At 66.7% G+C, this 26,836-nt stretch carries 22 protein-coding genes, 1 pseudogene and 2 riboswitches; of the genes and pseudogenes, 10 read left to right on the top strand and 13 right to left on the bottom strand.

All coding sequences use genetic code 11. The annotated features are described in order from the left end of the window. Window positions 1-28: 28 nt before the first annotated feature. Complete coding sequence (locus tag ACZK4Z_RS20235; RefSeq protein WP_180837432.1) at window positions 29-1,309, top strand: NAD(P)/FAD-dependent oxidoreductase; 1,281 nt, start codon at window positions 29-31, stop codon at window positions 1,307-1,309. A 99-nt stretch (window positions 1,310-1,408) separates the two neighbouring features. Here ACZK4Z_RS20235 and ACZK4Z_RS20240 read toward each other — a convergent pair whose 3' ends face one another. The 3 genes and pseudogenes from ACZK4Z_RS20240 to ACZK4Z_RS20250 all read right to left on the bottom strand — a co-directional run bounded on the left by ACZK4Z_RS20240 (window position 1,409) and on the right by ACZK4Z_RS20250 (window position 2,627). Continuing rightward, window positions 1,409-1,846, bottom strand: a complete 438-nt coding sequence (locus tag ACZK4Z_RS20240; protein WP_125892174.1) for a hypothetical protein — start codon at window positions 1,844-1,846, stop codon at window positions 1,409-1,411. A 4-nt stretch (window positions 1,847-1,850) separates the two neighbouring features. Beyond that, window positions 1,851-2,280 (bottom strand): annotated as a pseudogene (locus ACZK4Z_RS20245) (nuclear transport factor 2 family protein). A gap of 71 nt (window positions 2,281-2,351) precedes the next feature. After that, window positions 2,352-2,627: a GIY-YIG nuclease family protein gene (locus tag ACZK4Z_RS20250; RefSeq protein ID WP_032129686.1), complete on the bottom strand. Its 276-nt coding sequence runs from the start codon at window positions 2,625-2,627 to the stop codon at window positions 2,352-2,354. A gap of 40 nt (window positions 2,628-2,667) precedes the next feature. Continuing rightward, window positions 2,668-2,757, top strand: a riboswitch (glycine riboswitch). A 13-nt stretch (window positions 2,758-2,770) separates the two neighbouring features. Next, window positions 2,771-2,874: riboswitch (glycine riboswitch) on the top strand. Between the two features lie 84 nt (window positions 2,875-2,958). Here ACZK4Z_RS20250 and ACZK4Z_RS20255 point away from each other — a divergent pair. The 4 genes from ACZK4Z_RS20255 (at window position 2,959) to ACZK4Z_RS20270 (ending at window position 11,163) form a co-directional block, all read left to right on the top strand. After that, window positions 2,959-3,576, top strand: a complete 618-nt coding sequence (locus ACZK4Z_RS20255; protein ID WP_005411215.1) for a trimeric intracellular cation channel family protein — start codon at window positions 2,959-2,961, stop codon at window positions 3,574-3,576. A gap of 284 nt (window positions 3,577-3,860) precedes the next feature. Next, window positions 3,861-5,027: an MdtA/MuxA family multidrug efflux RND transporter periplasmic adaptor subunit gene (locus ACZK4Z_RS20260; RefSeq protein ID WP_478451021.1), complete on the top strand. Its 1,167-nt coding sequence runs from the start codon at window positions 3,861-3,863 to the stop codon at window positions 5,025-5,027. Further along, entirely contained in the window at window positions 5,024-8,101 is a 3,078-nt protein-coding gene (locus ACZK4Z_RS20265; protein WP_478451022.1) for a multidrug efflux RND transporter permease subunit, read from the top strand. Before ACZK4Z_RS20260 ends, ACZK4Z_RS20265 begins: the two co-directional genes overlap by 4 nt. Beyond that, window positions 8,098-11,163, top strand: a complete 3,066-nt coding sequence (locus tag ACZK4Z_RS20270; RefSeq protein ID WP_478451023.1) for an efflux RND transporter permease subunit — start codon at window positions 8,098-8,100, stop codon at window positions 11,161-11,163. Before ACZK4Z_RS20265 ends, ACZK4Z_RS20270 begins: the two co-directional genes overlap by 4 nt. A gap of 244 nt (window positions 11,164-11,407) precedes the next feature. On the opposite strand, the gene ACZK4Z_RS20275 is transcribed toward ACZK4Z_RS20270, so the two are convergent. From ACZK4Z_RS20275 to ACZK4Z_RS20310, 8 genes are all read right to left on the bottom strand, one after another. Continuing rightward, the gene (locus tag ACZK4Z_RS20275; protein ID WP_478445112.1) at window positions 11,408-11,944 is read right to left on the bottom strand and encodes a type II TA system antitoxin MqsA family protein; all 537 of its coding nucleotides are present in this window, start codon (window positions 11,942-11,944) and stop codon (window positions 11,408-11,410) included. Between the two features lie 955 nt (window positions 11,945-12,899). Continuing rightward, a complete protein-coding gene (locus ACZK4Z_RS20280; RefSeq protein ID WP_478451024.1) occupies window positions 12,900-13,973 on the bottom strand; it encodes a 3-deoxy-7-phosphoheptulonate synthase in 1,074 nt (357 codons plus the stop codon). Between the two features lie 295 nt (window positions 13,974-14,268). After that, complete coding sequence (locus tag ACZK4Z_RS20285) at window positions 14,269-14,526, bottom strand: hypothetical protein (RefSeq protein ID WP_005414620.1); 258 nt, start codon at window positions 14,524-14,526, stop codon at window positions 14,269-14,271. Window positions 14,527-14,638: 112 nt separating this feature from the next. Next, complete coding sequence (locus ACZK4Z_RS20290) at window positions 14,639-14,977, bottom strand: DUF6616 family protein (RefSeq protein ID WP_049400985.1); 339 nt, start codon at window positions 14,975-14,977, stop codon at window positions 14,639-14,641. Between the two features lie 55 nt (window positions 14,978-15,032). Next, window positions 15,033-15,773 (bottom strand): DNA alkylation repair protein, encoded by a 741-nt coding sequence (locus ACZK4Z_RS20295; RefSeq protein WP_478451025.1) that lies wholly within the window; start codon window positions 15,771-15,773, stop codon window positions 15,033-15,035. Beyond that, window positions 15,770-16,270, bottom strand: coding sequence for a MarR family winged helix-turn-helix transcriptional regulator (locus tag ACZK4Z_RS20300; RefSeq protein ID WP_478451026.1), 501 nt, complete (start codon window positions 16,268-16,270; stop codon window positions 15,770-15,772). The genes ACZK4Z_RS20295 and ACZK4Z_RS20300 overlap by 4 nt, the downstream gene beginning before the upstream one ends. A gap of 55 nt (window positions 16,271-16,325) precedes the next feature. Continuing rightward, the gene (locus ACZK4Z_RS20305) at window positions 16,326-17,354 is read right to left on the bottom strand and encodes an LLM class oxidoreductase (RefSeq protein WP_478451027.1); all 1,029 of its coding nucleotides are present in this window, start codon (window positions 17,352-17,354) and stop codon (window positions 16,326-16,328) included. A gap of 13 nt (window positions 17,355-17,367) precedes the next feature. Next, complete coding sequence (locus tag ACZK4Z_RS20310; protein ID WP_049462802.1) at window positions 17,368-18,003, bottom strand: glutathione S-transferase family protein; 636 nt, start codon at window positions 18,001-18,003, stop codon at window positions 17,368-17,370. A gap of 246 nt (window positions 18,004-18,249) precedes the next feature. Between ACZK4Z_RS20310 and ACZK4Z_RS20315 the strand changes: the two genes are divergently transcribed. After that, on the top strand, window positions 18,250-19,173 hold the full coding sequence (locus ACZK4Z_RS20315; protein ID WP_478451028.1) for a LysR substrate-binding domain-containing protein: 924 nt from the start codon (window positions 18,250-18,252) through the stop codon (window positions 19,171-19,173). Between the two features lie 88 nt (window positions 19,174-19,261). Here ACZK4Z_RS20315 and groL read toward each other — a convergent pair whose 3' ends face one another. Together groL and ACZK4Z_RS20325 are read right to left on the bottom strand one after the other, a co-directional pair. After that, window positions 19,262-20,911: a chaperonin GroEL gene (groL, locus tag ACZK4Z_RS20320; RefSeq protein ID WP_057500842.1), complete on the bottom strand. Its 1,650-nt coding sequence runs from the start codon at window positions 20,909-20,911 to the stop codon at window positions 19,262-19,264. 81 nt (window positions 20,912-20,992) lie between these two features. After that, on the bottom strand, window positions 20,993-21,280 hold the full coding sequence (locus tag ACZK4Z_RS20325) for a co-chaperone GroES (protein WP_006396661.1): 288 nt from the start codon (window positions 21,278-21,280) through the stop codon (window positions 20,993-20,995). A 351-nt stretch (window positions 21,281-21,631) separates the two neighbouring features. Here ACZK4Z_RS20325 and ACZK4Z_RS20330 point away from each other — a divergent pair, with 351 nt between their 5' ends. From ACZK4Z_RS20330 to ACZK4Z_RS20345, 4 genes are all read left to right on the top strand, one after another. Then, window positions 21,632-23,422 carry an endonuclease gene (locus ACZK4Z_RS20330; protein ID WP_478451029.1) on the top strand — a complete coding sequence of 597 codons (1,791 nt, stop codon included), beginning with the start codon at window positions 21,632-21,634 and terminating at the stop codon, window positions 23,420-23,422. 68 nt (window positions 23,423-23,490) lie between these two features. After that, complete coding sequence (cutA, locus tag ACZK4Z_RS20335; protein WP_006396762.1) at window positions 23,491-23,829, top strand: divalent-cation tolerance protein CutA; 339 nt, start codon at window positions 23,491-23,493, stop codon at window positions 23,827-23,829. Further along, window positions 23,826-26,207 (top strand): protein-disulfide reductase DsbD family protein, encoded by a 2,382-nt coding sequence (locus ACZK4Z_RS20340; protein WP_478451031.1) that lies wholly within the window; start codon window positions 23,826-23,828, stop codon window positions 26,205-26,207. Before cutA ends, ACZK4Z_RS20340 begins: the two co-directional genes overlap by 4 nt. Beyond that, the gene (locus tag ACZK4Z_RS20345; RefSeq protein ID WP_107433205.1) at window positions 26,204-26,767 is read left to right on the top strand and encodes a TlpA family protein disulfide reductase; all 564 of its coding nucleotides are present in this window, start codon (window positions 26,204-26,206) and stop codon (window positions 26,765-26,767) included. The genes ACZK4Z_RS20340 and ACZK4Z_RS20345 overlap by 4 nt, the downstream gene beginning before the upstream one ends. Window positions 26,768-26,836: the final 69 nt, after the last annotated feature.

A 26,836-nucleotide genomic window follows, 5' to 3' on the forward strand; every position in this document is an offset into this window, starting at 1 on the left:
CCCCCAATGCCCCCACTGGAGTGAGTCGATGAGTCGCGAGCGCGTTCCCCACCTGGTTGTTGTCGGCGGCGGTTTTGCCGGCCTCTGGGCCACCCGTGCCCTGGCCCGCGAGCGCATACGCATCACCCTGGTCGACCGCCGCAACCACCATCTGTTCCAGCCACTGCTGTACCAGGTGGCCACCGCCGGCCTGTCCGCGCCGGACATCGCCGCGCCGCTGCGCCACATCCTCGGCCACCAGCGCAATGTGGAAGTCCGCCTCGGCGAAGTGGTGACCATCGACAAGCAGGCCCGGCAGATCCGCATGGCCGATGGCAGCACGCTGGACTACGACAGCCTGCTGCTGGCTACCGGCGCCACCCACGCCTACTTCGGCAACGACCAGTGGGCCGATGATGCGCCCGGTCTGAAGACGCTGGACGATGCCATTGCGTTGCGCCGCAAGCTGCTGCTGGCGTTCGAGCGCGCAGAGGCGGAACCGGACCCGGCGAAGAAGGCCGCATGGCTGAGCTTTGCCGTGGTTGGTGGTGGACCTACCGGCGTCGAACTGGCCGGCACTCTGGCCGAGATCGCGCGGCATACGCTGCGCAACGAGTTCCGCCACATCGACCCGGCCAGCGCCAAGGTGCGGCTGGTCGAAGCTGGCCCACGCGTGTTGTCCTCGTTCCCGGAAGTGCTTTCGCTGAAGGCGCGCCGGCAGCTGGAAAAACTGGGAGTGGAAGTGCTGACCGGTACCCCGGTGAGCGACATCGACAGCCAGGGCTTCAAGCTCGGTGAGCATTTCGTGCCGGCACGCACGGTGGTCTGGGCCGCCGGTGTGGCCGCTTCACCCCTGGCGCGCACGCTGGACGTGCCGCTGGACCGCGCCGGCCGCGTGCAGGTGCAACCCGATCTCACCCTGCCCGGCCACCCGGAACTGTTCGTGGCCGGCGATCTGGCCGCACTGAACCAGGCCAACGGCAAGCCGGTACCCGGCGTGGCCCCTGCCGCCAAGCAGATGGGCAAGTACGTGGCCGAGGTGATCCGCGCGCGCCTGCACGGCAAGGCAGTCCCCGGACCGTTCAAGTACGCCGACTTCGGCAACCTGGCCACCATCGGCCGCATGGCCGCGATCGTGCACCTGGGCCGGCTGCAGTTGTCGGGCATCCTGGCCTGGTGGTTCTGGCTGGCCGCGCACGTGTTCTTCCTGATCGGCTTCCGCAACCGCATCGTGGTGCTGCTGAACTGGGCGGTGGCGTACTGGAGCTACCAGCGGAGCGCGCGCATCATCTTCGGTGATGATCAGGAAGACCGGCGACCCCGACGGTAGTGCCGGCCGCTGGCCGGCTGCTGCGCGGTCGGATCCCTTTCCGCAGGAAAGGGCTCTGACCCCGTCAACACCATCCACGCATGGCGTGGATCTACCGGTTCATCGGGCCACCCGCCGTTTCGACCAGGTGCGGCAGAAATCCTCCTTCCTCGCGGCATCAGCAATCTGCGCGGTACTCCAATGCCGGGTGATCCAGATTGTCAGTGCGGTACTGCTGAGATGCCAGCGCAGCATGTCGTGCCTTGGCTGCCGCATCAGGTGGCGGCGTGCAACCCAGAACGCTTCGCGCTCGACATCAGTCGCCTTCTTCAACGCTTCAGGATCGAAGAACCGCGTCGTGAAGCTCCATGGAGTCATCGGCTGGTATCCCGCCCGCGGTTCGCTGCTGCACGCGGCCACACCACTGGGCGTGCGGTCGGCCAAGTTCGGCCGGCCTTCCACCAGCGCCAACCCGAGCAGGTACAGCAGGCCAGGCAGCAGCGCGATGCCGGCGACCAGCATGACGACGCAGATCCATGCTTTGCCGGCGGCACGCATCGCTCTACTGCGCCTTTGGTTTCGCGTACCACAGTGCGTTGACGATGACCCAGCGCTGGTCGAAGCGCCCCATGTGGAAGTAGTCGACGAACCACGGGGTTTCCAGTCGCACCGAGGCGGCGTTGCCGGTCACGTCCAGCACCGTGCAGCGGCGGTCCCATTGATCCTTCGGGGTCTTCAACGCGCCCTGCTTCGTCAGCGCCACCAGTTCTTCCTTCGACATGCGGCGCAGGCCCAGGCGTTCGTCGGGCGTATCGCCGAGGACCGCGCGCTTGGCCAGGTCCGGGTGCAGGGAGCGCGACGCGCTGCGGGTCGGCTTCCAGCTGGCCGTCGACGTAATCGTGGCAGGTGGCTTCAATGGCCTCGAGGGTGGCCGGATCGGCAGTGGGGCTCGTTGCTGCGGAAAGAGCGAACAGCAGGGCAATCGTGGACATCCGGGGCTCCAGCTCTGGGCGCGGGGTGATCATGGCATGGGCCAAGTGGCCCATCCACGCATGGCGTGGATCTACAGAAGCGTCTCGGCCGGTTCCTGCAGCCAGGCCAGCTTGCGTTCGCGCGGCTGCTGCTTGAGCTGCCACTCGGCCCGCGAGGCGGCAGCCCGGTCCGGGTACTCGCGCACGGCCAGCACGCGCAGCGGCGGCCGCGCCCGGGTGTAACGCGCGCCCTTGCCGGCCTGGTGGGCGGCGAAGCGCGCGTCCACGTCGGTGCTGATGCCGGCGTAGTAGCTGCCATCGCGGCATTCGAGCAGGTACAGGAACCACGGGCGGAGGGACGGGGCCATGCCCGGATTATGCCGTGCTGCACTGCAGCGGATATACTGGCGCCCGAATGCAGGAGAGAGGCGCCGCGCTGGCGCCCGCCGAAGGCGCAGGCTCCCATGATCGCTCAGGCCGGTGGGCTGGAATCCCACCAACCATGCATTCGACTCGCCGAGCTGGAGAGAGGTCACCGGGCACGCCCGGGACGATCCGCCGAAGGGGCACGCGGCCTACGCCGCTGAACTCTCAGGCAAAAGGACAGCGGGAGCGGCACCGGTCATCGTCATCCCGTCATTGCGCAGGCAGTGGCGGTAGTCGCGCATGGCCGGCCCCACCGCGCCCGGAGCCTGTCCCATGCTGCTGTCCATCATCTACCTGATCGCCATTTCCGCCGAAGCCATGACCGGCGCGCTGTCCGCCGGCCGCCGCCGCATGGACCTGTTCGGGGTGGTCATGATCGCCTGTGTCACCGCCCTCGGGGGCGGTTCGCTGCGCGACATCCTGCTCGGCCACTACCCGTTGGGCTGGGTGAAGCATCCCGAGTACCTGGGCTTCACCGTGTGCGCGGCGCTGATCGCCACTTGGGTGGCGCGCTGGATGCACCACTTCCGCCGCACCTTCCTGGTGCTCGATGGCCTGGGCCTGATCGCCTTCACCCTGATCGGCTGTTCGATCGCGCGCGAGGCCGGCCATGCCATGCCGATCGTGCTGATCGCCGGCATGCTGACCGGCGCGTTCGGCGGCGTGCTGCGCGACATTCTCTGCAACGAGGTGCCGCTGATCTTCCAGAAGGAGCTGTACGCGATCATCGCGCTGCTGACCGGCGCGGCCTACCTGTTGCTGCTGCACTGGGGCGTGGCCGACGCCACCGCGATCCTGTGCTGCCTCGGCGGCGGCTTCGCGCTGCGCCTGCTGGCGATCCACTACCGCTGGGAAATGCCGAAGTTCGTCTATCACGACGAAGTGCATTGATTGTTTGTCGGTAGTGTCGGCCGCTGGCCGGCAACACGGCACACGCCCGCAGATTCCGGCAGGTTGCCGGCCAGCGGCCGGCACTACCGAATGCGTTGCATGACCATGGTCATACGGCATTGGCCGGGGTGATTGGCTACCATTGTCACCCCGTCGCTGCCGCGACGGCATCCAGCCACGCCGCGCCCGCGGCCCCGCCAGACAACTCCCTCCCCGCTGCCCGTGGTGCCGGAACGCGCCGACGGGCCCGCATGTCCCTGCGCGCGCAGGGCGCAGGATGCCCCATGTCTGTCGCCGAAAATTCCCGCTTCCGTCGTGCCCGCCTGTTGTGGGCGGTGCTGGCCATCGCCCTCGCCGCCCTTCTGGCGTGGTGGCTGTGGTCCCGGAATGGTGCCGGCAGCAGCGACGATGCACCCGGCAAGACGGTGCCCGTGCGCATCGCCCGCGCCAGCGCCGAGCCGCTGGTGCTGCGCCTGAAGGCGGTCGGTACGGTCACCCCGCTGCATAGCGTGGTGGTACGCAGCCGCGTGGATGGCGAACTGCTACGGCTGCATTTCCAGGAAGGCCAGCAGGTGAAGGCCGGCGATCTGCTGGCGCAGATCGACCCGCGCCCGTATGAAGTGAAGCTGGCACAGGCGCAGGGTACCCAGCAGCAGAATCTGGCCGAGCTGGAAAACGCCGAGCGCCAGCTGCAGCGCTACCGCGAACTGCAGAAGCAGAACTACGTGTCCGGGCAGGAACTGAGCGACCAGCAGAGCAAGGTGCGCCAGCTGCAGGGCCGCCGCCTCAGCGATCAGGCGTCTGTTGATGAAGCGCGCCTGCAGCTGCAGTACACCCGCATCACCGCGCCGGTCAGTGGCCGCGTCGGGCTGCGCCGGTTGGACGTGGGCAACCTGGTGCGCGCCAGCGATGCCGAAGGCCTGGTGACGCTGGCGCAGACCGCGCCGATCAGCGTGCTGTTCACCGTGCCCGAACCCGAGCTGCCTGCGCTGCTCGATGCCGTGCAGGCGCAACCGGCACTGGCGGTGGAAACCTGGGACCGCGAAGAACGCCGGCAGCTGGCCCGCGGCTCGCTGTCCAGCGTCGACAACCGCATCGATACCACCACCGGCACGTTGAAACTGCGTGCGCACTTCGACAACCACGATCTGGCGCTGTTCCCCAACCAGTTCGTCAACGTCCGCCTGCAGCTGGGCGAGCAGCCCGCGCTGCTGATTCCCGATGCCGCCGTGCAGTTCGGCAGCCAGGGCAACTACGTGCATATCGTCGACAAGGACAACAAGGCGCAACGCCGCACCGTGGTGCTCGGTCCGGCCGATGATGGACGCGTGGCCGTGCGCTCCGGGCTGGCCGCAGGGGACAAGGTGGTGATCGAAGGCATCGACGGGCTGGAAGACGGCACGGCGGTGGAGATCATCACCGAGGAGGCCGCAACCAGGGCCGGCGCATGAACCTCTCGCGCCCGTTCATCCTGCGCCCGGTTGCAACGACACTCCTGATGGTGGCGCTGCTGCTGTCCGGCGTGCTCGCGTACCGCCTGCTGCCGGTGGCCGCACTGCCCCAGGTCGACTACCCGATCATCCAGATCACCACGTTGTACCCCGGCGCCAGCCCGGAACTGACCACGCGCACCATCACTGCACCGCTGGAACGCCAGCTCGGGCAGATTCCCGGCCTGAAACAACTGTCGTCGACCAGTTCCGGTGGTGCCTCGGTCATCACCCTGCAGTTCGGGCTGGAGGTGTCGCTGGGTGTGGCCGAGCAGGACGTGCAGGCCGCCATCAACGCGGCGGGCAGCTTCCTGCCCGACGACCTGCCGGTGCCGCCGGTGTACCGCAAGGTCAACCCCGCCGACACCCCCATCCTGACCTTGGCGGTGACCTCGCAAGGCCTGTCGCTGCCGCAGGTGCACGATCTGGTGGATACGCGCATCGCCCAGCGCCTGGCGCAGTTGCCCGGCGTCGGCCTGGTCAGCCTGGCCGGTGGCCAGCGCCCGGCGGTGCGCATCCAGGTCAATCCCGCCGCGCTGGCCGCCAACGGCCTGGGCATGGACCACATCCGCACCGCCATCGCCGCCGCCAACGTCAACCTGCCCAAGGGTAGTTTCGACGGCCCGATCCGCGCGGTGATGCTCGATGCCAACGATCAGATGCGCAGCGTGGATGAGTACCGTGCCCTGATACTGGCCTGGCGCGACGGCGCGCCGCTGCGGCTGGGCGATGTAGCCACCATTACCGATGGCGCCGAGAACCGCCAGTTGGCTGCGTGGAGCGGTACCACGCCGGCAGTGCTGGTGAACATCCAGCGCCAGCCCGGCGCCAACGTGATCGCCGTGGTCGAGCAGGTGCGTACGCTGCTGCCGCAGCTGCAGGCCACGCTGCCCGCCGGCGTGCAGATGAATGTACTGAGCGACCGCACCGAATCGATCCGCGCGTCGGTGCGCGGCGTGCAGAAAGAACTGGTACTGGCCATCGGCCTGGTGGTGCTGGTCACCTGGGTGTTCCTGCGCAATCTGCCGGCCACGCTCATTCCCAGCGTCGCGGTGCCGCTGTCGCTCATAGGCACCTTCGCGGTGATGCTGCTGGCCGGCTATTCGCTCAACAACCTCACGCTGATGGCGCTGACCATCGCCACCGGCTTCGTGGTGGACGATGCCATCGTGATGCTGGAGAACATCGCCCGCCATCTGGAGGAAGGCGAAAGCCCCCGCGATGCAGCGCTGAAAGGCGCAGCCGAGATCGGCTTCACCCTGGTGTCGCTGACTGTTTCGCTGATCGCGGTGCTGATCCCGCTGCTGTTCATGGCCGACCTGGTGGGTGCACTGTTCCATGAGTTCGCAGTGACACTGGCTGTAGCCATCGGCATTTCGCTGGTGGTCTCGCTGACGCTGACGCCGATGCTATGCGCGCGGTTCCTGAAGCCGCACGCGAAGACTGCACATGCGCCCGATGTCTTCGACCGCGTCATCGGCCTCTACGACCGCCAGCTGCGCTGGGTGCTGCAGCGCCAGCCGCTGATGCTGCTGGCCACCGTTGCCACCCTCGCACTGACCGTGGCGCTGTACTTCGCCGTGCCCAAGGGTTTCTTCCCGGTGCAGGATGCCGGCCTGGTGCAGGGCATCAGCGAAGCGCCGCAGGCGATCTCGTTCCAGGCCATGCGCGAGCGCCAGCAGGCGCTGGCGGCGGCCATCGAAGCCGACGAGGCGGTGGCCAGCGTGTCGTCCTACATCGGCGTGGACGGCAACAATGCCACGCTCAATACCGGCCGCCTGCTGATCGAGCTGAAACCGCACGGCGACCGCGATGGCGCCGCCGTGGTGATGGCGCGCCTGCAACAGCGCGTGTCGAAGATCCCCGGCATCACCCTGTACCTGCAGCCGGTACAGGAGCTGGGCATCGAGGACCGCATCAGCCGCACCCAGTACCAGTTCACCCTGACCACGCCGGATCTTGAAACACTGGAACGCTGGACCCCGAAGCTGCTGCAGGCGCTACGCCAGCAACCAGCACTGCGCGATGTCGCCAGCGATCTGCAGATGCAGGGCCGGCAGGCACGCGTAGCGATCGACCGCGATGCGGCGGCGCGCCTGGGCGTAAGCGTGGAAGCGGTAGCCGATGCGCTGTACGACGCCTATGGGCAGCGCCAGATTTCGACCATCTTCACCCAGGCCAGCCAGTACCGGGTGGTGCTGGAGGCCGATCCTTCACGGCAGCCCGGGCCGGAGGCGATCACGGGCCTGCGTGTGCGCAGCAGCAGTGGGCAGACCGTGCCGCTGGGTGCGGTGGCACGCGTGGATCTGGGCCCGACCGCCCTGCTGCGCAACCATGTCGGCCAGTTCCCGGCGGCCACGCTGTCGTTCAACCTTGCCCCGGGCGCATCACTGGGCGAAGCGGTGGAGGCTGTGCACGCCGCGCGCGCACAGGTGAACCTGCCGCAGAGCATCGAACTTCGCCTGCAGGGTGCCGCAGCGGCCTTCAGCAGCTCGCTGTCGTCCACACTGTGGCTGATCCTGGCCGCGGTGGTGGTGATGTACATCGTGCTGGGCGTGCTCTACGAGAGCTTCATCCACCCCATCACCATCCTCTCCACCCTGCCCTCGGCCACCGTCGGTGCGTTGGCGGCACTGTGGGTAAGCGGACGCAGCCTGGACCTGATCGCGGTGATCGGCATCGTGCTGCTGATCGGCCTGGTGAAGAAGAATGCGATCATGATGATCGACTTCGCGCTGGACGCGCAGCGCACACGCGGCATGTCACCGCGCGAGGCGATCCATCAGGCCGCGCTGCTGCGCTTCCGGCCGATCCTGATGACCACGCTGGCCGCGCTGTTCGGCGCAGTGCCGCTGATGCTGGCCAGCGGTTCCGGCGCCGAGCTGCGGCAGCCACTGGGCTGGGTGATGGTGGGGGGGCTGCTGGTCAGCCAGGTACTGACCCTGTTCACCACGCCGGTGATCTACCTGGCCTTTGATCGCCTGCAGCGTGGCCGTGCGACGTCCCCGGTGGCCGTTGACGAGGCGAGCGCGTGACCCCCATCGCGCGCCTGGCGCAGGCCTGCGTGCAGCGCCCGGTAGCGACGATCCTGCTGGCGGTGGCGCTGGTGCTGGCCGGCCTGCTGGCATTGCGCCTGTTGCCGGTGGCGCCGCTGCCACAGGTCGATTACCCGGCCATTGAAGTCAGTGCCAGCCTGCCCGGCGCCTCGCCCGAGTCGATGGCAGCCACCGTCGCCACGCCGCTGGAGCGCGCACTGGGCAGCCTGCCCGGCATCTCACGCATCGACTCGGCCAGCACCCAGGGCCAGACCCAGATCGAACTGAAGTTCGTACTCGGCCGCGACATCGATGAGGCAGCGCGTGAAGTGCAGGCCGCCATCAATCTTGCACGCGGGCAGTTGCCCAGTGGCATGCCCGGCATGCCGCAGTACCGCAAGGTCAATCCCTCACAGGCACCGATCCTGGCGCTGGCACTGACCTCGGACACGCGTTCGCCAGGCCAGCTGTATGACCTGGCCTCCACCGTGCTGGCGCAGAAGCTGTCGCAGGTACCGGGCGTGGGCGAAGTGCAGGTGGGCGGCAGCGCCTTGCCCGCCGTGCGTGTATCGCTGGACCCGAATGCACTGAACCATGCAGGCCTGGCGCTGGAGGACGTGGCCCAGGCCATCGGCCGCGCCAACGCCATGCGCCCGCTGGGTGCCGTGGGCGATGACCGCCAGCAGTGGCAGCTGGAAGCGCCGCTGCAGCTGCGCCAGGCCGCGCAGTACCGCGAACTGGCTCTGAAGGTGAGCGACGACCGCACGCTGCGGCTGGGCGATGTCGCCGCCGTTGCCGATGGCGTGGAAGACCGTTACGCCAGCGGCTTCCACAACGAACGCCCCGCCGTGCTGCTGATCGTCAGCCGCCAACCCGGCGCCAACATCATCGCCACCGTTGATGCCATCCAGGCGCAGCTACCGCAACTGCATGCGCTGTTGCCCTCCGGCGTGGACATGCGGCTGGTGATGGACCGCTCGCCGGTGATCCGCGCCACCCTGCACGAAGCAGAGCTCACGCTGGTGCTGGCGATCGTGCTGGTGGTGCTGGTGGTGCTCGGCTTCCTCGGCCACTGGCGTGCAGCGCTGGTGCCCAGCGTGGCGATTCCGGTGGTGCTGTTCGGCACGCTGGCGCTGATCGCGCTGATGGGCTTCTCGCTCAATACGCTTTCATTGATGGCGCTGATCGTCGCCGCCGTGCTGGTGGTGGACGATGCCATCGTGGTGCTGGAGAACATCGCCCGCCATCGCGAACTGGGCGCCGACCGCTGGCAGGCGGCAGTACGGGGTGCATCGGAAGTCGGTGCCACGCTGCTGTCGATGAACGTTGCACTGGCCGTGGTGTTCGTCTCCATCCTGTTCCTGGACGCCTTCGTCGAACGCCTGTTTCGCGAATTCTCGTTGACCCTGGTGGCGGCCATGACGGTCTCTGTGCTGGTCGCGCTGAGCCTGGTGCCGATGCTGTGTGCACGATTGTTCGTGGATGCCGCGCAGCAACCCTCGCGCTGGCAGCGCGGCAGCAATGCGCTGTTCGAACGTGTGCGCAGCGCCTACCTGCGCACGCTTCAGGCCAGCCTGCGCCGGCTGCGCTGGCCGTTGCTGGCCTTCGTTGCAGTCATCGCGCTTAACACGTGGCTGTTCCAGCAGGTGCCCAAGGGCATCGTGCCCAAGCAGGACACCGCGCAGCTGCGCGGCTTCGCGCGCGGCGATGACGGCCTGTCCTTCCAGGCCATGCAACCGAAGATCGACGCGTACAGGAAGCTGTTGCTGTCCGATCCGGCCATCGAGGACATCATCGGCTACATCGGTGGCAGCAACGGGGTCAACAACGCCTTCATCATGATCAAGATGAAGCCGCTGGCCGAGCGCAAGGTGTCCAGCCAGCAGGTGATCGACCGCCTGCGCGCGCGGCTGCCCAAGCTGCCCGGCGGCAATCTCTATCTGTGGGTGGACCAGGACATCCGCCTGGAGGGCGCCGGCAGCAGCGGCAAGTACGAGTTCCAGCTGCTTTCAGCCGATACAGCGCCCCTGCGCGAATGGGCACCGAAGGTGGCTGCCGCCCTGCGTGGCCTGCCCGAACTGGTTGACGTGGAAGCACAGGGTGAAGCGGGCATGCGCCAGGTGGTGCTGGATATCGACCGCGAAGCAGCCGCGCGCCACGGCGTCGACCTGCGCACGGTGGCCAACATGCTCAACAACTCCTTCAGCCAGCGCCAGGTCGCCACGCTGTACGACAGCCTCAACCAGTACCGCGTGGTGATGGAGCTGGACCCGAAGCACACCCAGGACCCGGGCACGCTGTCACGCCTGCAGGTGATCGATGGCAACGGCCAGCGCATTCCGCTGTCGAGCATCGCCAGCTGGCGCTATGGCATGGCACCGGACCGGGTGTACCACAGCGAGCAGTTCGCCTCGATCTGGATCGAGTTCGCGCTGGCACCGGGGATGGGCCTGGAACAGGCCACGCAGGCGATCGATGGTGCGATGTCGAAACTGATGCTGCCGCGTTCGGTCCAGGGAAAACTGTCCGGTGAAGCCGGCGGGCTGGATCAGCTGCGCGCGCGCCAGCTATGGCTGGTGCTGGGCGCCACGCTGGCGGTCTACCTGGTGCTGGGCATCCTCTACGAGAGCTTCCTGCAGCCGCTGGTGATCCTGTCCACCCTGCCCTCGGCCGGTGTCGGTGCGCTGCTGGCGCTGTGGCTGTTCGGCAACGAACTGAACCTGATCGCCCTGCTCGGCCTGTTCCTGCTGGTGGGCGTGGTGATGAAGAACACCATCCTGCTGGTGGATTTCGCGCTGGCCGGCGAGCGACGCGGGCTGAGCGCGCAGGATTCAGTGATGGAAGCCGCACGGTTGCGCCTGCGGCCGATCCTGATGACCTCGCTGGCAGCGCTGCTGGGCACGCTGCCGCTGATGCTGGCCAACGGCGAAGGCTGGGAGCTGCGGCAACCGCTGGGCATTGCGATTGTCGGCGGCTTGCTGGTCAGCCAGTGGTTGACGCTGTACACGACCCCGGCGATGTATCTGGCCTTGGCGAGGTTGCGCGCGAAGAAGGCCATGTAGCGTGGAGCCATGCTCGACTGCTCTTTGCAGGGAACCAACGCGCTTCTCGCGCAAGTCGATCATGGCTCGACGCTACAGAAGAGCGGTATCCACGCGTGGCGTGGATCTAGGGCGGACATTGAGTAGAGTCGAGCTTGCTCGACTGCCGTTGGTGCACGCTTTTCCGCAGTCGAGCTTGCTCGACTGCCGTTGGTGCACGTTTTTCCGCAGTCGAGCAAGCTCGACTCTACGTATCCAAGTCGAATCAACGCACTGCGCGGACTGGACCAGTTGGCGTGCCGGGTGCAACCCGATGGGCCCGCGACACACGCCGGGGAGGCTTGGTTGCAACGTCCTGCAGCCTGTCCAGCAGCGGGACCGCCGTGCCGGTGCGCTCGGCAAGCCAGCGCACGACCTCGGGCTTCTCCATAGCCAACGACAGCAGCATGGTTGTGGCATCGTCGGGATAGGTCGTCTCGTTCTCGTAGCGGGAAAACGCGATCGCGCCTTTTCCAAACAGCATGGCCGCTGCGCGCTGGGTCAAGCCGTAGCGGCGCCGGAACGCCAACACATCCTCGCCCAGCAGCAGCCCGCCGTAGTGGGCGCGCCGTGCGGCAAGTCGTCTCAGGTTCTCGATCTGCTGTGCGGCGCTGGTTGCCGTAGCGCCGCATGCGGGGCACTCCATCGCCAGCAGTTCGACGACCACAGGATTGCCGCGCGGAGTGAAGTGCCGTTCGCGTGTGGATGCCACCAGCGGTGCCTGCTCGCAGGCGGGACAGAGTCGGGACGTGGCTTTGTTCATGGCGCGCTCCAATGAAACGCATGATGCTCTACAGATGGCAGCTGAGAAATACGAGCCGCAACGTTCCACACCGGCCAACAGAAAATTTCAGGTAATAGTTGATGTCGGATCGGTTCATCCGGCACTTCTGCACATCGTCATAGCGAACTGCGTAGGCGTCACATGGATGCCAGGTGCCCAACTGGTCCCTGCACCACTTTGATCCCCTATGGTCCTCCGCTTGCAGGCACAGCAGACAGTCCAGGAGGTCGCCCAGCGTCCAGCGAAGGTTTTCCAGATCTCTCTGTGCTTTGCGGGTAGCCACCCAGACATCGTCAGGCTGCAACCCGCCTGTGCGCACGCACTCCTGCAAAGCCAACAGATCAATCAAGGGAGATCCGCGAACATTGATCGTTCGGCGCGACCTGCCGCATTCCGTTGGCTGCGGCAACTGCGCCGGATCGACCCTCCACAGCTCGGGCCTCAATTTATCACCGTGATAAATTTCGTCAAGTCCATGACTTGCCTTCCGCTCCTGCCGCCGTGGGTTGGCGACTCCCGGAAGGACAACCGTGAGCCATAGGCGGAACGGTCGGAATGGGCGTTTGCGGCAGGCCAGGCGTGACAAACGCAAGGCCCGCCTGCTGCGCGGAAATTTTTCAGCGAAATCAGTGAAGTATGGTTCTGATGGATATCTGCCAGAAGCAGGCTCATCAGTAGCCTGAAGCGCGCTGGCGGCGCTGATGTGGCCTCCAGCGGGTCGTAGCCGTCATTGCCGGGGACGGCGAATCGTCCACGCATGGCGTGGATCTACTGCCACCCCGGCGATGTACCTGGCGCTGTCGCTCATGCGCAGCGCCAGGCGCATCGCCGGTGCAGATGGGCCGGTCTCCAACTCCGACCGGCCCTGATCGCGGCCGCACCCCCGCAGGCGCTGGCCGCCATCCACACACGTGCCGCACTCAGGCGGCTTCCATCAAGCTGCTTCGGACACCTTCACGTCGCGACGGGCGCGCACGGCCGCAGCCAGTCGCTCCAGCACCGTCACGGTGGTGCCCCAGTCGATGCAGCCATCGGTGATGCTCTGCCCATAGACCAGCGGCTGGCCTTCCACCAGTTCCTGGCGGCCACCGACCAGATGGCTCTCGATCATCACGCCAACGATGCGCTGTTCGCCGTCTTCCAGCTGAACGGCGATGTCCTCGATCACCTTCGGCTGGTTCTCCGGGTTCTTCAGGCTGTTGGCATGGCTGGCGTCGATCATCAGACGCGTCGGCAGCTTGGCCTTGGCCAGCACCTGGCAGGCCTCGGCGACACTGCCGGCGTCGTAGTTCGGCTGCTTGCCGCCGCGCAGGATCACATGGCAATCCGGGTTGCCGGTGGTCGACACGATGGCGGTACCGCCCTGCTTGGTGACCGACAGGAAGTGATGCGGATTGGACGCGGCACCTACCGCGTCGGCGGCGATCTTCACGTTGCCATCGGTGCCGTTCTTGAAGCCGACCGGGCACGACAGCCCCGAGGCCAGCTCGCGATGCACCTGGCTTTCGGTGGTGCGTGCGCCGATCGCACCCCATGCCACCAGGTCGGCGATGTACTGCGGCGAGATCACGTCGAGGAACTCGACACCGGCCGGCAGGCCCAGCTTGTTGATGTCGCGCAGCAGGCCGCGGGCGATGCGCAGGCCCTTGTCGATCTTGAAGCTGCCGTCCAGGTCCGGATCGTTGATCAGGCCCTTCCAGCCCACCGTGGTGCGCGGCTTCTCGAAGTACACGCGCATGACGATCTCCAGCTCACCGGCCAGCGCGTCGCGCAGCGGCTTCAGGCGCTGGGCGTATTCAATGGCAGCGTTCGGGTCGTGGATCGAGCACGGGCCCACCACCACCGCCAGGCGGTCGTCACGGCCGTGCAGGATCTGGTGCAGGGCCGCGCGCGAGGCGCTGACGGTGTCGGAAGCTTCATCGTCACAAGGCAGCATCGCCAGCAGCTGGGCAGGCGGTGTCAGCGGTTCGATGGTGCGGATACGCAGGTCGTCGGTGTGCGGGGGCATTGCGGGAGATCTCCGGAACGTTGGGGGTCCCCAGCGTGGCGGCATGAAAAAAGCCGCCAGGTTCGCTGGCGGCTTTCGGGAGTGCGTCTGAAGCTTTCTTCAGGGTGAGCGCAGTCCTTCCTCCGCCAGTGGCTTCGGAAAGTAATACCAGTAAAAGCTGGTGGGGGCTGCGTTCATGGGATCTATTGATAGCACAGCTTTTGCGCAGTGCAAAATGTTTCATCCGCAACTGGGGACGCGGTTCAGCGAGGTGCGCACCAGCCCTGCCTACACGGCGGCAGCCACGCGAAGTTGCTCATTTGCCATGCACTTCCACATCCAGCAGCAGGCCCTCATGGATGTCGGCCCAGCGCTCCAGCACGCGGTCCAGCTCCTGCCTGGCTTCGTCCAGCTGCTCGGGGTTGAGCAGGGAACGCGCGGTGTAGAGGTCGGAAACCAACCGCCGCAGGGCCGATTCCGGGATGGCCACCGACGGCCCCTCCAGGCCCGGCAACTGCAACGCCGGGCTGTCGCCAAGAGGGCCGAACAGCGTGACCTGGAGCGTGCTCTGCATGATCGACTTCCCTGCGGATGGACATGGGCAATGCACTGTTTACCGTGTCTGGGTGACAGGCGCATGTGCCTCCCATGCCGAGGCCCGGGATCTGCCGGCGTCTGCCGCCCCGCTACAGGGCGGCCAGGTCGGCCAGGTGCTGGGCCATGCTGTCCATCGCGCCTACCGCATGGGTGGTGGTGAAGTACGCATGCCAGCCGGTCGCGGCGATGCCGGCCACCAGCGCATCGACCTCCTCGCGGCTTGCACAGCGCCAGACCGCATAGAACTGCTCATCGCTGCCGTGCGGTACGTCCGTGGCAATGCGGCCCATCGCCAGCGGCGTGATGCGGGCTGGATCGAACTGCTGCATGCCGGCGCCAATACGAGCGAAGAAGGCATTCCGCTGCTCGGGCGGGAGTGCGGTCCAGGCTGGTGTGGCGGTGTAGAGCTCGATGAAGGTGTGCGACATAGTGGTTCGTCCTTGAGGTTTACGAGGTTGCGCGGTTGCCGGCCAGCGGCCGGCACTACCGGAACGAGCGCAGTGCGCGTTTGTGGATGTAGGCGTTGGCGTCGCTTTGGCGCTCGTGCTGCCAACGCGTGCACAGCCCGCGCAGCCACTGCGGCTGAGTCTTGCCGGCGTCATTGAGCCAGTTGCCGACCGAATCCTGCACATAGCGCTCCGGGTCGTCAGCCAGTGCTTCCAACATGGGTAACGCAAGTTCCGGATGCTGCTTGAACAGTGCGATATGCGTGGCCCAGACACCGCGTGGGCGCAGCGCTTCACAGGCAAAGCGGCGCAGGTACGGCGATGTTTCCTGTGTCCAGGGTTGCAGGTACTCAAGCGCCTGCATCGGCGCGGCAACGATGTCCGTGCGTAGCGCCAGCCACGCCCATTCGCGCACACCGAAGTGTGGGTCATCGGCCAGCGTGCGCATCTGCTGCAGCTTCTCTGCCAACGTTGCGCGGGCATCGCTGCCGACCAGATAGCAGGCCCAGCCACGCACGGTATCGGAGCTGTGATCCTGCCAGAACTCAGGCGCACCCTGCCCCGCCTCACGCAGCAGTTGCGCGGCCAGGGCCATGCGCAGCGTGATGCCCTTGCCTGAGGCATCCCGCATGCGTTGCAGCGCTTCCGGTGCAAGCGCAGGCGCCACCACCTGCAGCAACACGGCGAAATCCACTGCCAGGCATTCGGCCAGATGGGTGGTGGCAACGCGACCGGTGTTGAGTTCATGCAGGCGTTGCGCCGCAATCGCCGGGCTCATGCTGCAGACTCTCGTCCAGCATCGGTGTGCTGCCAGACCTTGTGCAGCAACCGCGACAGCTGCTGCTGTTCATCGGTATCCAGACCATTGAACAGGCCACCGATCCACTGTGTGTGCTGGTCAAACAGTGTCTCGGCCAAGCGTTTTCCCCGTGCGGTCAATACGATCTGCAGGCGACGGCCATCCTCAGCATCGCTGCGACGCTGCAGCAGTTCTTCGCGCTGCAGGCCATCGAGCAGGCCGCTGATGGTGGCGCGGGTCACGCCTGCGCGTTCGGCCAGCTCGTGGGGCGACAACGTGCCACCGGCCCCATGCAGCAGGAACAGCACGATGAAGCGACCCTCACTGAGCCCGTGTGGCGCCAGCCGGGTGGCGCAATCGTGGTCGATGGACGACGACAACGACAGCAGCTGGCAGCACAGGCGCAGCTGCGCGACGTTGGCGTGGCCGCGTCGCTGCGCCTCATCCATCAGGGCATGGTGCTTGGCTTCGATCATCTCGTGATGAGCATATGATTAGGCGCCTAATCATATGCCATCCGCTTCGGCGTGGCTACCAGTCCATCACCTTCGCCGCCGGCCCGGGATGCGACGGGAACAACGGCAGTACCTCCTCGGCCAGCTCCTGCAGCACCTCGCCGGCAGGCCGCTCGGCGAACTGGATGCCCAACGCGGCATGGTTGACGCCGGCCCGCTGCCAGGCCTGCAGCAGATCGATCAGACCCTTGCGGCCGGTGCGCAGGGTGAAGCCACCCCGCAACGGCATGCGTGGATGATCCGGATCGTCCACCAGGTCGATCCATTCGTTGGTCATGTGCGGACGGAAGCCGCCGTCCGGAATCAGCGCGCGCCAGGCGCCGATCTTCGCGGCCAGCCGCTGCGGACCAGCGTTGTCATGGGTGGCCTCTGGGTAGGTCAGCCAGCCATCGGCATGCTGGCCGATCCATTCCAGTGGCTGGCGTGCGCCACCGGTGACGATCAGCGGAACGCGGCCACTGACCGTGGGCGGCAGCAACTGCACGCCCTGCCCGGCACCGGCATGTGTCATCCGCCCATCCGTGCCCGGTTGCAGCCAACGGCGCATCTCGTTCATTGCGGTGGCGAAACGCTCTCCGCGCGCCGCGTGCTCCAGTCCATAGGCCGGGAACTCCAGCGGTCGATCACCGGACGCCACACCCATCACCAGCCGCCCACCGGACAGCTGATCGATCGACGCCGCGGCCTTGGCCAGATCGATCGGATGGCGCAGTGGCAGCACCACGCTGCCGGTGGCCAGGGCCACGCGCTGTGTGCGCGCTGCCAGCCACGCAAGGTAGGTGAATGGATCGAACAGCTGCCCCGCATCGCCGAACAACGGATCGAACAGCGGTACGTCACGCACCCATACCGCAGCGAAGCCATGGCGGTCGATCTCCTCCACCAGCCGCGCCTGGCCCTGCAGCACGGCCATGTCGCCCTGGTAGAAGCGCAGCGGCAGGTAGATGCCCAGGGTCAGCGCGTCGGCGCGGAACATGCGCTGGTAGCCCGGGTGCGTGGCAAAGGCGGGCGCCGATGCGCCCGGCATCGCAATGGAATCATTCATCAGCATCGCCTCCTTACGGTCCGGTGGCCGGTTCGGGCAGCTGCACGCCGCGCTGTACCGCAGGGCGTGCGGCAACCCGTGCGTACCACGCATCCAGATGGCGATGCCGCGATAAATCGATGTCGATGATGCGGGCGATGTGCAGCCAGCCGAAGTGGGCGATGTCGGCAATCGAGTAGTGATCGCCAGCCAACCACTCGCGTCCCTGCAGGCGCTGGTCGAGTACGCCGAACAGCTCGTCGCTCAGGCGGCGGTAGCGTTCGATTGCCGCGGAATCGGGCTGTTGCGCGAAGTGCTCGAAATGCACGCGCTGGCCGAGGATCGGGCCGACGCTGGCGGCATGGAACATCAGCCAGGTCAGCGTCTCCCAGCGTGCAGCCGGTTCGGAAGGCAGCAACGCATTGCCCTGTTCGGCCAGGTACATCAGGATCGCCGCCGATTCGAAGACAACGATGCCGCGCGCGCGATCTTCCAGCACGGGAATGCGGCCATGCGGGTTGAGCCGCAGGAAGTCGGGATGGCGATGTTCGCCATCGGCGATGTGGACGTGGTGAAGGCGATAGGGAAGACCCAGCTCTTCCAGTGCGATGGTGGCCTTGAAGCCATTGGGAGAACTGTCGGAGTACAGGTGCAGCGAAGGTTCGTTCATGGGAATCCTGGACGGCAGGGAGCGACGGCATGCACCGGCCGTTGAAGGTGGCCGGGCGATGCGGGAACGGGCGCTGCAGCAGCCGTGCAGGCAGTCTAGGAAAGGCCTGCGTCGCGGGGAAACGATGTCTCCTGCACGGGGAGTTGAGCGGGGCTCAACGTGCGCGACGCGCGCGCGACAGCCTGCAGTGCGGTCGATATGCTGTCGCAGCGCGGCGCGTGCCGACGCGGTTACAGGAGAGTTGAGATGGGTGCGGTGCTGCCGCTGCTGGGCCTGCGGGCCTTCGTTGAAACTGGCCGACATGGCAGCCTGACCGCCGCCGCCGATGCGATGGGGGTGACACCTGGTGCAATCAGCCAGCAGCTTCGACAGCTGCAGGAGCGGCTGGGCGTGAGCCTGTTCGACCGCACCCGGCATGGCGTGGTGCTCAGTGCAGCCGGCGCGCGCGTGTATCCGGAGCTGCTGCAGGCCTTCGATCAGATCGCACAGAGCCTGCAGACACTCGAACGTTGGGAAACGCGGTGCACGCTACGCATCAGCGCGGCACCGAGCTTCGCCGCACAGTGGTTGGCGCCGCGACTGGGCGGGTTCAGTGCGTTGCATCCGCAGGTGGACGTTCAGCTGGATGCGAGCGCGGCGTTGTCCAACCTTCGCCGCGACGGCGTGGACATCGCGATCCGTCATGGACTGGGCCGCTACCCGGGGCTGCATGCCGAGCATCTTCTGGCGCCGGTGCTGCTGCCGGTGGCCAGTCCAGCATTGTTGGCCGGCGCACCGACGGTCAGCTCGGTACAGGATTGCCTGCAGCTGCCGCTGCTGCAGGACGCCGACCGCAGCGACTGGCGGCTGTGGTTCCAGGCACTGGATCTGCCCGTCGATGAACGACTGGAGCGCGGCCCTGCGTTCGATGACGACCTGTTGCTGATCCGCGCGGCGGTGGCCGGGCAAGGCATCGCCCTGGTGCGCGACATCCACGCGGCCGAAGAACTCGCCAATGGCCGGCTGCAGGTGGTGATCGACCAGCCCTGGCCACAGGCCTTCGCCTACTACGCGGTGACGCGTGCGGACGGCGAGGCCAACGCGGCGATACCTGCTTTCATGACCTGGTTGCATGCAGCATTGATGACGCCGCAGGAAGCAGGCACACACACCCTGCAGGACGCAGGATGAGCCGCTCGGAAAGCGATGCCGTTGCGGCCGGCCACAAAAAAACCCCGCCTTGCGGCGGGGTTTTTCATTGCGGGGCGAACGTGGGGACTTAGAAGTCCATGCCGCCCATGCCACCCATGCCGCCCATGCCACCGGCGCCACCCATGGCCGGCTCGTCCTTCTTCGGAGCTTCGGCAACCATGGCTTCGGTGGTGATCATCAGGCCAGCGATCGAAGCTGCGTTCTGCAGCGCCGAACGGGTCACCTTGGTCGGGTCCAGGATGCCGAACTGCAGCATGTCGCCGAACTCGCCGGTGGCGGCGTTGTAGCCGAAGCTGCCGGTGCCTTCCTTGACCTTGTTGATGATGACCGACGGTTCTTCACCGGCGTTGGCCACGATTTCGCGCAGCGGGGCTTCCATCGCGCGCAGGGCGATCTGGATGCCGTGGTTCTGGTCTTCGTTGGCACCCTTCAGGCCGGCCAGCGCGGTGACCGCACGGACCAGGGCAACGCCGCCGCCCGGGACCACGCCTTCTTCAACGGCTGCACGGGTCGCGTGCAGGGCGTCGTCGACGCGATCCTTCTTTTCCTTCATTTCGATTTCGGTCGAAGCACCGACCTTGATCACGGCAACGCCGCCGGCCAGCTTGGCCACGCGTTCCTGCAGCTTCTCGCGATCGTAGTCCGAGGAGGTGTCCTGGATCTGGGTCTTGATCTGGCCGACGCGTGCGTCGACGGCGGCCTTGTCACCCACGCCATCGATGATGGTGGTGTTTTCCTTGGAGACCTGCACCTTCTTGGCGCGGCCCAGGTCCTTGATGGTGGCCTTTTCCAGCGACAGGCCCACTTCTTCGGAGATCACGGTGCCGCCGGTCAGCACGGCCATGTCTTCCAGCATCGCCTTGCGACGGTCGCCGAAGCCCGGAGCCTTGACGGCCACGACCTTGACGATGCCACGGATGGTGTTGACCACCAGGGTGGCCAGCGCTTCGCCTTCGACTTCTTCGGCAACGATCAGCAGCGGCTTGCCGGCCTTGGCGACGCCTTCCAGCACCGGCAGCAGGTCACGGACGTTGGAGATCTTCTTGTCGTGCAGCAGGATGTACGGGTCATCCAGGTCAGCGGTCTGCGACTGCTGGTTGTTGATGAAGTACGGGGACAGGTAGCCGCGGTCGAACTGCATGCCCTTGACCACGTCCAGCTCGTTGTCCAGGCCCGAGCCTTCTTCAACGGTGATGACGCCTTCCTTGCCGACTTCCTTCATCGCGTCAGCGATGATCTGGCCGATCGACTCGTCCGAGTTGGCCGAGATGGTACCGACCTGGGCAATCGCCTTGTCGTCGGCGGTCGGCTTGGAGATGTTCTTCAGCTCGGAGACGGCGGCCACGACGGCCTTGTCGATACCGCGCTTCAGGTCCATCGGGTTCATGCCGGCGGCAACGGCCTTGGCGCCTTCGCGGATCAGGGCCTGGGCCAGCACGGTGGCGGTGGTGGTGCCGTCGCCCGCGTCGTCGTTGGTGCGCGAAGCAACTTCCTTCACCATCTGCGCGCCCATGTTCTCGAACTTGTCAGCCAGTTCGATTTCCTTGGCGACGGACACGCCGTCCTTGGTGATGGTCGGCGCGCCGAAGCTCTTTTCCAGAACGACGTTGCGGCCCTTCGGGCCCAGGGTGGCCTTGACGGCATTGGCGAGAACGTTGACGCCGCGCACCATGCGCGAACGGGCGTCTTCACCGAAACGAATATCCTTGGCAGCCATTGCGATTACCTCGATGTTTGCACCGGGCCGGGCCCGGCGACGAAAGGGGATGTCTTACAGAAAAGCAGGTCGCGCTGAGGCTCAGCCGATGACGGCGAGCACGTCGTCTTCGCGCAGGACCTTGTACTCGACGCCTTCGCTCTTGTACGAGCTGCCGGCGTACTGGCCGTAGATGACCTTGTCGCCGACCTTCAGCGACGGAGCGCGCACGCTGCCGTTGTCCAGCGGCTTGCCCGGGCCGACGGCCACGACTTCACCCTTGGTGGACTTTTCCTTGGCCGAATCCGGAATGACGATGCCACCGGCGGAGATTTCGTCGGCTTCGATCGGCTTGACCACAACGCGGTCGTGCAGCGGCTTGATGCTCATGAGAGACCTCTTAAGTTATTGATTGGTCTAAAAAAGTCCGGCGATGTTAGCAGTCGTACCAGACGAGTGCCAGCAACGCGCGTGAAAAAGCCCGACAAGTCGGGAGCACGACAGAGATGGAGACCTCCACAGGCCTTTCAAGGGCTGATCCCGAAATTTTTCTCGGGACCGGGAAACCTGCCTCCCTGCGTGGACGCCTGTATAGGGATGCAGTGCGGCAAGCCAAGGGGGCAAGGGGTGCTATTTAGTGATAGATGTCCCACTGTCAGATATCTGACGTTCATTTACGACAAAGTGTCACTGGATCGGCCTTAGGCTCGGCCGCGCATTCCCAATCACAAGGAGTAGTCGATGCGATTGCTGTCCCCGCTTGCCGCCGCCTGCCTGCTGGCGCTGGCCGCCGCGCCGGCCCAGGCCGAGGTCTTCATCAACGAACTGCATTACGACGACAGCACCGCCGCCGGTGACGTCGGCGAAGCCATCGAAGTGGTCGCTACCGCGGGCGAGGACCTGTCCGGCTACCGCCTCCACCTCTACAACGGCAGCAATCCTTCGGCGGCCACGGTCTACGCCAACAACCCGGTCCCGGCCGGCACCGCCGCGGGTTGCGGCAGCGCCACCCTGGCCGTGGTCAGCTACCCGACCAACGGCCTGCAGAACGGTCCGAACGACGGCATCGCCCTGGTCGATGCCAGCGGCAAGGTGGTCCAGTTCCTCAGCTACGAGGGCGCCATCACCGCCTCCGGTGGCCCTGCCGCCGGCATGACCAGCCAGAACATTCCGGTGGCCGAGACCAACAGCACGGCCCCGGGCACCTCGCTTCAGCTTACCGGCAGCGGCAGCCAGTACGCCCACTTCACCTGGGCCGAATCGGCCAAGCAGACGTTTGGCAGCTGCAACAACGGCCAGACCTTCAGCGGGGGTGGCACCCCGGGCCCGAACACGCCGCCGTCGGTGTCCACCACCACCCCGGCGCAGGGCAGCAGCACCTTCCCGGCTGCCGCCGACCTGGAAGTGGTGTTCAGCGAGACGGTGAACCTGGCCAGCGGCGCCTTCGCCCTGAGCTGCGGCACCTCCGGCAGCGTGCCGCTGACCTACCCGGCCAGCGGCCGCAGCGTGAAGCTGTCCACCAACACCGCGCTGGTGGCCGGTGAAGCCTGCCGCTTCGACATCCGCGCCGCGCGCATCACCGACCTGCAGGGCGCACACCCGGCTGCCGACAGCCGCATCGCCTTCACCGTGGCCAGCACCGGCGGCAATCCGGACCCGGGCAACCCCGGCGTGCCGGCCGGTTACTACTCCAGGGTCAACACCAGCAGCCCCAGCCAGCTTCGCTGCTCGCTGCACGCCACCATCAAGGGCCACACCGCCTACCCGTACAGCGGCTCGGGCACCAGTACGTGGACCATCCTGGAAATCGCCGACGAGGATCCGAACAACAGCGGCAGGATCCTGGATGCGTACCGCAACCGCAGCTACGCCAAGGTGACCGACCGCGCCGGCAGCGGCAGTGGCCTGAAGTACAACCGCGAGCACACCTGGCCGAACTCGCTGGGCTTTGCCAGCACCACCGGTGACAAGGGCCTGCCTTACGCGCCGTATACCGACACCCACATGCTGTACCTGACCGATGCGCAGTGGAACGCCGACCGTGGCAACAAGCCGTTCGGCAAGTGCGACGCCAACTGCGGCGAGCGCGCCACCGAGGCCAACAACGGCCAGGGCGGCGGCAGCGGCGGCTACCCGGGCAACTCCAACTGGGTGCGCACGCCGGACGGTAACACCGGCACCTTCGAGGTGTGGGGCAAGCGCAAGGGCGACATGGCGCGTGCGGTGATGTACATGGCGATCCGCTACGAGGGCGGCAAGGATGCGGCCACCGGCCAGTCCGAGCCGGACCTGGAGCTGACCGACGACCGCAGCAGGATCGTCAAGACCAGCAGTTCGCCGGCCTACATGGGCCTGCTCTCGACGCTGATCGACTGGCACCTGTCCGATCCGCCGGATGATGCCGAGCGTGCCCGCAACGACGTGATCTACAGCTTCCAGGGCAACCGCAACCCGTTCATCGACCACCCCGAGTGGGCCACCCCGGCCCTGTTCACCTCGGCCAAGCCGGCCACCTGCCAGCTGGCCAACTGACCGCGCAACGCAGCGGTCCATTGCCGCCGCCGGGCCCTGACCCGGCGGCGGCCCTATACTCGACGGTCATGTCGACCGTCGATCCCGTCCTGCTGCTGTTGACCACCTGCCCGGACCGGGCCAGTGCCGAGCGCATCGCGCACGCGCTTGTTGGCGAGCGCCTGGCCGCGTGCGTCACACGGCTGGAGGGCGCGCAGTCGACCTACCGCTGGCAGGGCGAGGTCACTACCGACACCGAACTGCAGCTGCTGGTGAAGACCACCGCGAGCCGCGTCGATGACGCAATCGCCCGGATCGTCGAACTGCATCCGTATGAACTCCCGGAGTGCATCGCGGTCGAAACCCGGGCCGGCCTGCCGGCGTATCTGGACTGGATCCGGGCACAGACCCGGGAGGACACTGATTGAAGACTTTGTTTGCGCGTGGCGCCGCCCTGTGCGCCCTGTTGTGGCTCTCGCTGCCGGCCTTCGCGCTGGATGAGAAGGACCTGCTGCCGGTGGACCAGGCGTTCGCGCTGACAGCGACCGCCCCCGAACGCGGCCAGGTGCAGCTGCAGTTCAAGATCGCGCCGGGCTACTACCTGTATCGCCACCGCACCAGCGTCAAGGCCGACCCGGCCTTCAACGCCGGCGCGCTGCAGATGCCCAAGGGCGACAAGCACCACGACGATTTCTTCGGCGAGGTTGAAACCTATCGCGAGCGGCTGCAGGCCACCCTGCCCGGCACGCCGACCGACGCCGCCGGCACCATCAGCCTGGAAGTGCGTTACCAGGGCTGCGCCGATGCCGGTGTCTGCTACCCGCCGCAGAAGCGCGTGGTGCAGGTCACGCTGCCGGGCGCCGGTGCGGCGGCCGCGGTGCCTGCCGCGCGTGCCGGTGCGGCAAGCCCGTTCAACAACCCGCTGGCCGGTGCCGGCAACAGCGGTGGCCTGCGCCTGCCGGGCGCGGCCAACAACAGCCAGGCGCTGCCGCTGCCGTCGGAGCAGGCGTTCGGCTTCGACGCCATCGCCAGCGACGGCAATACCCTGCTGCTGCGCTTCAGCCCGGCACCGGGCTACTACCTGTATCGCGACCGCACTTCGGTGAAGCTGGACGGCAGCACCGGGGTGCTGGCCGACAAGCTGCGCTGGCCTGCCGCACAGTCGCATCGCGACGAACACTTCGGCGATGTCTCGGTGTACTTCAACCAGGTGGAAGTGCCGCTGCCGCTGCGCCGCTCCATCGCCGATGCGGTCGACAGCACTCTGGTGGTGACCTTCCAGGGTTGCCAGACCGATGGCATCTGCTACCCGCCGATGACCCGCCGGGTGAAGCTGTCCATTCCGGCCGGCAAGGTCAGCAGCAGTGCCGACCAGGCGCCACCGCGCAATGAGGTGATCAGCCCGCTGCCCGCTGCCAACGGCGCACCACGCGAAGCCGCCAACGGCGCACCGCTGCGCCTGCTGCCAACCGTGCCCAATACGGATGCAACGGCCCCTGCTGCAGGTGACGGCACCGCCAGCCGTGAGTTCGCCGCCGATGCACAGGGTGACAACGCGCTGCGCACGCGACCGCCGGTGACCACGCCGAATCCGGACCGTTCGTTCGTATGGGTCCTGCTGCTGGCGCTGGCCGGTGGCCTGGTACTGAACCTGATGCCCTGCGTGCTGCCGATCCTGTCGCTGAAGGTCCTGAGCCTGGCGCAGAGCGGCGAAAGCCCGCAGCGCGCGCGCAGCCACGCCCTCTGGTACACGCTGGGCGTGCTGGTCGCATTCGCGGTGATCGGTGCGTTGATGGTTGGCCTGCGCGCGATCGGCAACGCCGTCGGCATCGGCTTCCAGCTGCAGCACCCGGGCGTGGTGGCGGCGCTGGCCTACATCATGTTCGCGGTGGGCCTGAGCCTGTCCGGCGTGTTCACACTGGGCGGCGGCATCGGCAACCTCGGCCAGTCGCTGGCCAGCCGCAGTGGCCCGGCCGGTGATTTCTTCACCGGTGCGCTGGCCTGCGTGGTCGGCAGTGCCTGCGTCGGCCCGTTCATGGGCGGCGCGATTGCCTACGCGTTCATTGCCCCGCCGCTGAAGGCGATGACCGTGTTCCTGTTCCTCGGCCTGGGCCTGGCGCTGCCGTTCCTGCTGATCGGCTTCGTGCCGGCGCTGGCGCGCCGCCTGCCCAAGCCGGGCCCGTGGATGGAAACGCTCAAGCACGTGCTGGCCTTCCCGATGTATGCCACCGTGCTGTGGCTGCTGTGGGTGCTGGGCAAGCAGCGCGGCGTGGACGGCATGGCGCTGGTGCTGGGTGGCCTGCTGCTGCTGGCCTTCGGCCTGTGGCTGTTTGAACGCAACCGCTGGACCGGCTCGCGCGCCGTCACCCTGCTCGGCGTGCTGCTGGCGATCGGTGCACTGGTTCCGGCCTGGGGCGTGACCCAGCTGGCAGCGCCGGCGCGTGCCGCACAGGCGGCCACTGACAACGTGATCGAATACTCGCCGCAGCTGCTGGATCGCCTGCGCGCCGACAACCGCGTGGTGTTCGTGAACATGACCGCCGACTGGTGCGTGAGCTGCAAGGCCAACGAGCGCGCCGTGCTGTCGCGCCCAGAGTTCAAGGAACTGCTCAAGCGCACCAACGCGGTGTACATGCGCGGTGACTACACCAACGTCGATCCGCAGATCACCACGTTCCTGGAAGAGCACAAGGCCGTGGGCGTGCCGCTGTACGTGGTGTACGGCCCCGGCGCACCGCCGACCGTGCTGCCGACCCTGCTGACCCAGGCGGTGGTCGAGGAAGCGCTGCTGCGCACCGCACGATGAAATGGCAACGGCCAGCGCTGCTGTGGACAGCGGTGCTGGCCGCCGGCCTCGGCCTGTGGGCCGGGCATCGATTGGCTCCCGCGCCGGCTGCGCCTGAGGCCATGCCAGCGGCGCCTGCGGTGGCGGCGGTGGCACCCGCCCTGCAGGTCGGCGACAGCCTGCCCGCGCTGTCGCTGCCCGATCTTGAAGGCCGACCGCTGGACCTGCGCCAGCACGCTACCGGCCGCCCGCTGTTGATCAATGTCTGGGCCAGCTGGTGCGCGCCCTGCGTTGAAGAAATGCCTGAACTGGCGCGCTTTGCCCACACCCAGGGCGACAACGGTGTGCAGGTTCTTGGCCTGGCGCTGGATACGCCGGAAGACGTGCGCGGTTTCCTGCAGCGGGTACCGGTGGATTACCCGATCGTGATCGAGACACCCGGGCCACGCGATGCCAGCGTGCAGCTGGGCAATACGCAGGGCCTGCTGCCCTACAGCGTGCTGTTCGATGCACAGGGGCGGCTGGTGAAGGCCAAGCTGGGACCGTTCGCCCACGGCGAGATCGACAGCTGGGTGAAGTGAGGGTGTTTTTTGCAGGGCTTGCAGCCCTGCACCCTGCTCAATGCAACGGCAACAGCCAAAGCCAAAGCG

It is taken from the genome of Stenotrophomonas sp. 71799_Sma (assembly GCF_056482505.1).